Annotated in this window: 8 protein-coding genes; all 8 read right to left on the bottom strand. The window is 69.1% G+C overall.

All coding sequences use genetic code 11. From position 1 onward, the window contains the following. Nucleotides 1-61: 61 nt before the first annotated feature. The 8 genes from ACRWNP_RS32010 to ACRWNP_RS31975 all read right to left on the bottom strand — a co-directional run bounded on the left by ACRWNP_RS32010 (nucleotide 62) and on the right by ACRWNP_RS31975 (nucleotide 6,776). Nucleotides 62-403, bottom strand: a complete 342-nt coding sequence (locus ACRWNP_RS32010; protein ID WP_431967597.1) for a metal-sulfur cluster assembly factor — start codon at nucleotides 401-403, stop codon at nucleotides 62-64. Further along, complete coding sequence (gene sufU, locus ACRWNP_RS32005; RefSeq protein ID WP_326576995.1) at nucleotides 400-864, bottom strand: Fe-S cluster assembly sulfur transfer protein SufU; 465 nt, start codon at nucleotides 862-864, stop codon at nucleotides 400-402. Before sufU ends, ACRWNP_RS32010 begins: the two co-directional genes overlap by 4 nt. Before the next feature lie 19 nt (nucleotides 865-883). Then, nucleotides 884-2,143, bottom strand: coding sequence for a cysteine desulfurase (locus ACRWNP_RS32000; RefSeq protein ID WP_431967594.1), 1,260 nt, complete (start codon nucleotides 2,141-2,143; stop codon nucleotides 884-886). Beyond that, nucleotides 2,140-2,904: a Fe-S cluster assembly ATPase SufC gene (gene sufC, locus ACRWNP_RS31995; RefSeq protein ID WP_431967592.1), complete on the bottom strand. Its 765-nt coding sequence runs from the start codon at nucleotides 2,902-2,904 to the stop codon at nucleotides 2,140-2,142. The genes ACRWNP_RS32000 and sufC overlap by 4 nt, the downstream gene beginning before the upstream one ends. Before the next feature lie 7 nt (nucleotides 2,905-2,911). After that, nucleotides 2,912-3,241 carry a non-heme iron oxygenase ferredoxin subunit gene (locus ACRWNP_RS31990; RefSeq protein WP_431967590.1) on the bottom strand — a complete coding sequence of 110 codons (330 nt, stop codon included), beginning with the start codon at nucleotides 3,239-3,241 and terminating at the stop codon, nucleotides 2,912-2,914. Continuing rightward, nucleotides 3,238-4,410: a Fe-S cluster assembly protein SufD gene (sufD, locus tag ACRWNP_RS31985; protein ID WP_431967588.1), complete on the bottom strand. Its 1,173-nt coding sequence runs from the start codon at nucleotides 4,408-4,410 to the stop codon at nucleotides 3,238-3,240. The genes ACRWNP_RS31990 and sufD overlap by 4 nt, the downstream gene beginning before the upstream one ends. Before the next feature lie 198 nt (nucleotides 4,411-4,608). Beyond that, nucleotides 4,609-6,030, bottom strand: a complete 1,422-nt coding sequence (sufB, locus tag ACRWNP_RS31980; RefSeq protein WP_431967586.1) for a Fe-S cluster assembly protein SufB — start codon at nucleotides 6,028-6,030, stop codon at nucleotides 4,609-4,611. Next, the gene (locus ACRWNP_RS31975; RefSeq protein WP_431967584.1) at nucleotides 6,027-6,776 is read right to left on the bottom strand and encodes a helix-turn-helix transcriptional regulator; all 750 of its coding nucleotides are present in this window, start codon (nucleotides 6,774-6,776) and stop codon (nucleotides 6,027-6,029) included. The genes sufB and ACRWNP_RS31975 overlap by 4 nt, the downstream gene beginning before the upstream one ends. Nucleotides 6,777-6,939 lie beyond the last annotated feature (163 nt).

Below are 6,939 nucleotides of genomic sequence, written 5' to 3'. Positions count from 1 at the left end.
CCCCGGCCCCCCCCCCCCCGCGGTCGTGGTCCCTCGCGGGCCCGGTGCGGGCCCGCGAGGGTCAGACGTTGAAACCGAGCGCGCGCAGCTGCTCGCGGCCCTCGTCGGTGATCTTGTCGGGGCCCCACGGCGGCATCCAGACCCAGTTGATCTTCAGGTCGTTGACGATGCCGTCGGTGGCCGACTTGGCCTGGTCCTCGATGACGTCGGTCAGCGGGCAGGCCGCCGACGTGAGCGTCATGTCGAGGGTGACGACGTTGCTGTCGTCGATGTGGATGCCGTAGATCAGCCCGAGGTTGACGACGTCGATGCCCAGCTCGGGGTCGACGACGTCGTAGAGGGCCTCACGGATCTCCTCCTCGCTCGCCGGCTTCGTCGTCGTCACTTCTGCGTTGTCGCTCATGCGGACTCCCTGACCGCGCCATCGCCCAGCGCCTGGGCGGTGGCGTCCTTCCACGCCATCCAGCTCAGCAGCGCGCACTTCACGCGCGCCGGGTACTTGGAGACGCCGGCGAACGCGACCGCGTCCTCCAGGACGTCCTCCATCGCGTCGTCGGGCTCCAGCTTGCCCTTGGACTGCATCAGCTCCAGGAAGACCTCCTGGACCTTCACGGCCTCGTCGACCTGGCGGCCGACGAGCAGTTCGTTGAGCACCGAGGCGCTGGCCTGGCTGATGGAACAGCCCTGGCCCTCGTAGCTGATGTCCCGGATGGACGTGCCGTCGAGCTTGACGCGCAGCGTGATCTCGTCACCACACGTCGGGTTGACGTGGTGCACCTCGACGTCACCGTCGCGCAGGCCGCGGCCGTGCGGGTTCTTGTAGTGGTCCAGGATGACTTCCTGGTACATCGAATCCAGCTTCACAGGCTTCGCCGTCCGTCCCTCAGCCGAAGAAGTTCCGTACGTGCTCCAGGCCCTCGACCAAGGCGTCGACCTCGGACGGCGTGGAGTACAGATAGAACGACGCTCGCGTGGTCGCGGGAATTCCGTACCGCAGGCAGACCGGCCGGGCGCAGTGGTGCCCGACCCGCACGGCGATGCCCTGCTCGTCGAGGACCTGACCCACGTCGTGCGGGTGGATGTCGCCGAGCGTGAAGGAGATCGCGGACCCGCGGCCCTCGGGGGTGTCCGGGCCGATGATCCTCAGCTCGGGCACCTCCTTCAGCCGGCGCAGCGCGTACTCGGTGATCGCGTGCTCGTGCGCGGCGATCCGGTCCATGCCGACGGCGTTCAGGTAGTCCACCGCGGCGCCGAGGCCGACGGCCTGGGCGATCGGGGGCGTGCCCGCCTCGAACTTGTGCGGCGCGGGCGCGTAGGTCGACTCGTGCATGGAGACGGTCTCGATCATCTCGCCGCCGCCCAGGAACGGCGGGAGGTCCTCCAGCAGCTCCTGGCGGCCCCACAGCACGCCGATGCCGGTCGGGCCCAGCATCTTGTGGCCGGTGAAGGCCACGAAGTCGGCCTGCAGTGCCTGCACGTCCAGCACCATGTGCGGCGCGGCCTGCGAGGCGTCGATGAGCACCAGGGCACCCACCTGCTGGGCGCGGCGGACGAGCGCCTCGACCGGGTTGATCGTGCCCAGGATGTTGGAGACCAGCGTGAAGGAGACGATCTTCGTCTTCTCGGTGATGACCTGCTCGATGTCGCTCAGGTCGAGCCGGCCGTCGTCGGTCAGGCCGAACCACTTCAGCTTCGCGCCGGTGCGCTGCGACAGCAGCTGCCACGGGACGATGTTGGAGTGGTGCTCCATCTCCGTGATGACGATCTCGGTGTCGCTGTCCACGCGGTAGGGCTCGTCGGCCCAGCCCAGCATGTTGGCGACCAGGTTCAGCGACTCCGAGGCGTTCTTGGTGAATATCACCTCGTCGCGGCTCGGCGCGTTGATGAAGGACGCGATCTTGTCGCGGGCACCCTCGTACAGCGCCGTGGCCTCCTCGGCGAGCGTGTGCACACCGCGGTGGACGTTGGCGTTGTAGCGCTCGTAGTACTCGCTGAGGGCGTCGATGACCTGGCGCGGCTTCTGCGAGGTCGCGGCGTTGTCCAGGTAGACGAGCCTCTTCCCGTCGTGGACCAGACGGTCCAGCACCGGGAAGTCCTTGCGGATCGCCTCGGTGTCCAGCAGGCCCGGCAACTGCGGTGTCACGCGGACGCGCCTCCCTTCACATAGGCCTCGTAGCCCTCGGCCTCCAGCTTGTCCGCCAGCTCCGGACCGCCGGACTCGGCGATGCGGCCCGCGGCGAAGACGTGGACGTGGTCGGGCTTGATGTAGCGCAGGATCCGCGTGTAGTGGGTGATCAGCAGGGTGCCGACCTCACCGCTCTCGCGCACCCGGTTGACGCCCTCGGAGACGATGCGCAGCGCGTCGACGTCCAGGCCGGAGTCGGTCTCGTCGAGGATCGCGATCTTGGGCTTGAGCAGCTCGAGCTGGAGGATCTCGTGGCGCTTCTTCTCACCGCCGGAGAAGCCCTCGTTGACGTTGCGCTCGGCGAAGGAGGGGTCCATGTGCAGGCGCTCCATGGCCTCCTTGACCTCCTTCACCCAGGTGCGCAGCTTGGGGGCCTCGCCTCGGATGGCGGTGGCCGAGGTGCGCAGGAAGTTGGAGACCGAGACGCCGGGGACCTCGACCGGGTACTGCATGGCCAGGAAGACGCCGGCCCGGGCCCGCTCGTCGACGGACATGGCCAGCACGTCCTCGCCGTCCAGGGTCACGGTCCCACTGGTGACGGTGTACTTCGGGTGGCCCGCCAGCGAGTAGGCAAGGGTCGACTTGCCGGAGCCGTTCGGACCCATGATGGCGTGGGTCTCGCCCTGCTTCACGGTCAGGTCGACGCCGCGGAGGATCTCCCGCGGACCGTTCTCGGCCTCGACGGAGACGTGCAGGTCGTGGATCTCAAGCGTTGCCATGGGTGTCTCAGGACTCCTGGGTGACGGAGACGAGCACATCGTCCCCTTGGATCTGAACGGGGTACACGGGGACGGGCCGCGTCGCGGGCAGCCCGGACGGCTTGCCGGTCCTCAGGTCGAAGGAGGAGCCGTGCAGCCAGCACTCGATCTGGCAGTCCTCCACCTCGCCCTCGGACAGCGAGACGTTCGCGTGCGAGCAGATGTCGTTGATCGCGAACACCTCGCCCCCGGTGAGCACGACCGACACCGGTACGCCGCCGAGCTCGACACGCTTGGGCGTGTCCTCCTCGAGCTCGCTCAGCGCACAGGCGCGGACGAAGCCTTCAGCAGTGGTCATACGACGGACGCCTCCAGCTCCGCGTCGATCTTCTCCAGCAGGCGTTCCTGCAGGTCGGCGACACCGATCTGCTGGATCAGCTCGGCGAAGAAGCCGCGCACGACCAGCCGGCGGGCCTCGTCGGCCGGGATGCCGCGGGCCATGAGGTAGAACAGCTGCTCGTCCTCGAAGCGGCCGGTCGCCGAGGCGTGGCCGGCGCCGACGATCTCGCCGGTCTCGATCTCCAGGTTCGGCACCGAGTCGACGCGGGCGCCGTCGGTGAGCACGAGGTTGCGGTTGAGCTCGTAGGTGTCGGTGCCCTCGGCCTCGGCGCGGATGAGCACGTCGCCGATCCACACCGCGTGCGCGTCCCGCCCCTGCAGCGCGCCCTTGTACGCCACGTTCGACCGGCAGTGCGGGGTGTCGTGGTCGATGAAGAGGCGGTGCTCCTGGTGCTGGCCCTCGTCGGTGAAGTACAGGCCGTACAGCTCGGCCTCACCGCCCGGGGCACCGTAGACGACCCGCGGGTGCAGCCGCACCACGTCGCCGCCGAAGGTGACGACGACGGACTTGAAGGTCGCGTCGCGGCCGACCAGGGCGGTGTGCTGGGCGGCGTGCACGGCGGTGTCGTCCCAGTCCTGGACGGAGACGACGGTCAGCTTGGCGCCGTCGCCGATCAGGTACTCGACGTTGGCGGCGAGGGTGGCGTCTCCGGTGTGGTCGATCACCACGACCGCCTCGGCGAACGCCCCGACCTCGATGACCTGGTGGCCGAAGGCCACCCCGCCCTGGCCGTGCACGGAGATCCGCACCGGCTCGGAGAGCACCGCGTCCTTGGGGACGGAGACGACGCCGGCCTTCTCGAAGGAGCTGTACGCCTGGGCGGCGACCCGGTCCACCGGCTTGCCCGCCTTGCCGACCCGGGCGTCGTCCCGGCCGACGGTCTCGACGGTGACGCCCTCGGGGGCGCTCACCTCGACCTTGACGCCGCCGGTGGCGACGGCGGTGCCGTCGTGCAGACCGCGCAGCCGCTCCAGCGGGGTGAAGCGCCACTCCTCCTCGCGGCCGTGCGGCACGGGGAAGTCGGCCACGTCGTAGGACGCGGGCGCGCTGACCCGGGCGTCCCGGGGCTGGCCGACCTGGATGGCGCCTTCGGTGGTGGCACCGGCGGCCGGGATGGTTTCAGCCATGGCTGTCTTACTGCCTCTTTCTGTGTTCGCTCGCCTCCGGGCGCTGCGACCCGCCGCCGACGTTCCTCGACACTTCGCTCCCTCGTTCCTCGGTCGCTCGGTCTCGCGTCACTTTCGGCGGCGGCGCGCCCTTCGGCTCGCTCACGAGCTTGTCGGGGTTGCCATGCCAGGGGGTGGCCCCGGGCGGAGGGGGCGGCGTCAGCCGACCGCGCCCTCCATCTGCAGCTCGATCAGCCGGTTGAGCTCCAGCGCGTACTCCATGGGCAGCTCTCGCGCGATCGGCTCCACGAAGCCGCGGACGATGGTGGCCATCGCCTCGGTCTCCTCCAGGCCGCGGCTCATCAGGTAGAAGAGCTGGTCCTCGCTGACCTTGGAGACGGTCGCCTCGTGGCCCATCGACACGTCGTCCTCGCGGACGTCGACGTACGGGTAGGTGTCCGAGCGCGAGATCGTGTCCACGAGCAGCGCGTCGCACAGCACGTTCGACTTGGAGCCGGCGGCGCCCTCACCGATCTCGATCAGACCGCGGTAGGAGGTGCGGCCACCGCCGCGGGCCACCGACTTGGAGACGATCGAGGAGGAGGTGTTCGGCGCCATGTGCACCATCTTGGCGCCGGCGTCCTGGTGCTGACCCTCGCCGGCGAAGGCGATCGACAGGGTCTCGCCCTTGGCGTGCTCGCCCATCAGGTACACGGCCGGGTACTTCATGGTCACCTTGGAGCCGATGTTGCCGTCGACCCACTCCATGGTCGCGCCCTCGTACGCCACGGCGCGCTTGGTGACCAGGTTGTACACGTTGTTCGACCAGTTCTGGATCGTCGTGTAGCGGCAGCGGCCGCCCTTCTTCACGATGATCTCGACTACGGCGCTGTGCAGCGAGTCCGACTTGTAGATCGGCGCGGTGCAGCCCTCGACGTAGTGGACGTAGGCGTCCTCGTCGACGATGATCAGCGTCCGCTCGAACTGGCCCATGTTCTCGGTGTTGATCCGGAAGTAGGCCTGCAGCGGGATCTCGACGTGCACGCCCTTCGGCACGTAGATGAAGGAGCCGCCGGACCACACCGCGGTGTTCAGCGAGGCGAACTTGTTGTCACCCGCCGGGATGACCGTGCCGAAGTACTCCTGGAACAGCTCGGGGTGCTCCTTGAGCGCCGTGTCGGTGTCCAGGAAGATGACGCCCTGCTCCTCCAGGTCCTCGCGGATCTGGTGGTAGACGACCTCCGACTCGTACTGCGCCGCCACGCCCGCGACCAGCCGCTGCTTCTCCGCCTCGGGGATGCCCAGCTTGTCGTAGGTGTTCTTGATGTCCTCGGGCAGGTCCTCCCAGGACTCCGCCTGCTTCTCCGTGGACCGCACGAAGTACTTGATGTTGTCGAAGTCGATGTCCGACAGGTCCGAGCCCCACGTGGGCATGGGCTTCTTCTCGAAGAGCTTCAGGCCCTTGAGACGCAGCTTGAGCATCCACTCGGGCTCGTTCTTCTTCGCGGAGATGTCGCGGACGACGTCCTCGTTCAGACCACGACGGGCGGCGGCACCGGCCACGTCCGAGTCGGCCCAGCCGTACTCGTAGTTGCCCAGACCCTCGAGTTCAGGGTGAGCCGTCTCCAGGGGGGCAGTCATGCGGGGTTCCTCCCGGCGTTGCTTGCGGTGTTGGTTGGTGCGTTCGATCCGGCCGGAGGCGCGGCCTTCGGCACGAAGGTGGTGCAGACACCGTCTCCGTGGGCGATGGTCGCCAGCCGTTGTACATGGGTGCCGAGCAGGCGGGAGAAGACCTCGGCCTCCGCCTCGCACAGCTGCGGGAACTGCTCGGCGATGTGGGCCACCGGGCAGTGGTGCTGGCAGAGCTGCTCGCCGGCGGAGGCGGGCGCGTTGCGCGTGGTGGCAGCGTACCCGTCCTGGCTGAGCGCCTTGGCCAGGGCCTGTGTGCGCTCCTCGGGGCCGGCCGCCTCGACGACCGCCCGGTAGCGTTCGGCCTGGGCGGCGACCCGGGCGCGGGCGAAGGCGGACACCGCGGCGTCCCCCTGCTGCCCACCGCCCGCGGACTCGGCGATCCAGCGCAGGGCGTCGGCGGCGAGCTGGTCGTAGGCCTGGTCGAAGGCATCGCGGCCGCAGTCGGTCAGCGCGAACACCTTGGCGGGGCGGCCGCGGCCGCGGTTCCCGTAAACCCGCTTCTCACGCGGTTCGACCATGCCCTCGGCGAGGAGCGCATCCAGATGGCGGCGTACCGCCGCCTGAGTGAGCCCGAGACGTTCCGCCAGGTCGGCGGCCGTCGACGGCCCATGGAGCAGGACGGACCTGGCGACCCGGTTGCGGGTGCTCCGCTCCCCGGTCGTCTGCTCCTCCTGAGCCTCGGACGCGTTTTTCACAAGGCCAGTGTTGCGTAATTCATCTCGGAGAGGCAAGCGGCGGCCCCTCGGGCGCATGTCTGCTGCGTCACTTAGGGGAACCTGACCTGGCCTGCGGAAACGATCTCCCCGGTGCCCGCGCCGCGCCCGCCGCCCACCAGGAGCGACCCTGCGGCGGCGAGGC

It is taken from the genome of Actinacidiphila sp. bgisy160 (assembly GCF_965342435.1).
GTDB lineage: Bacteria > Actinomycetota > Actinomycetes > Streptomycetales > Streptomycetaceae > Actinacidiphila.
Note: the sequence above shows the minus strand (reverse complement) of the source record. Positions and strands in the feature narration are given on the sequence as shown.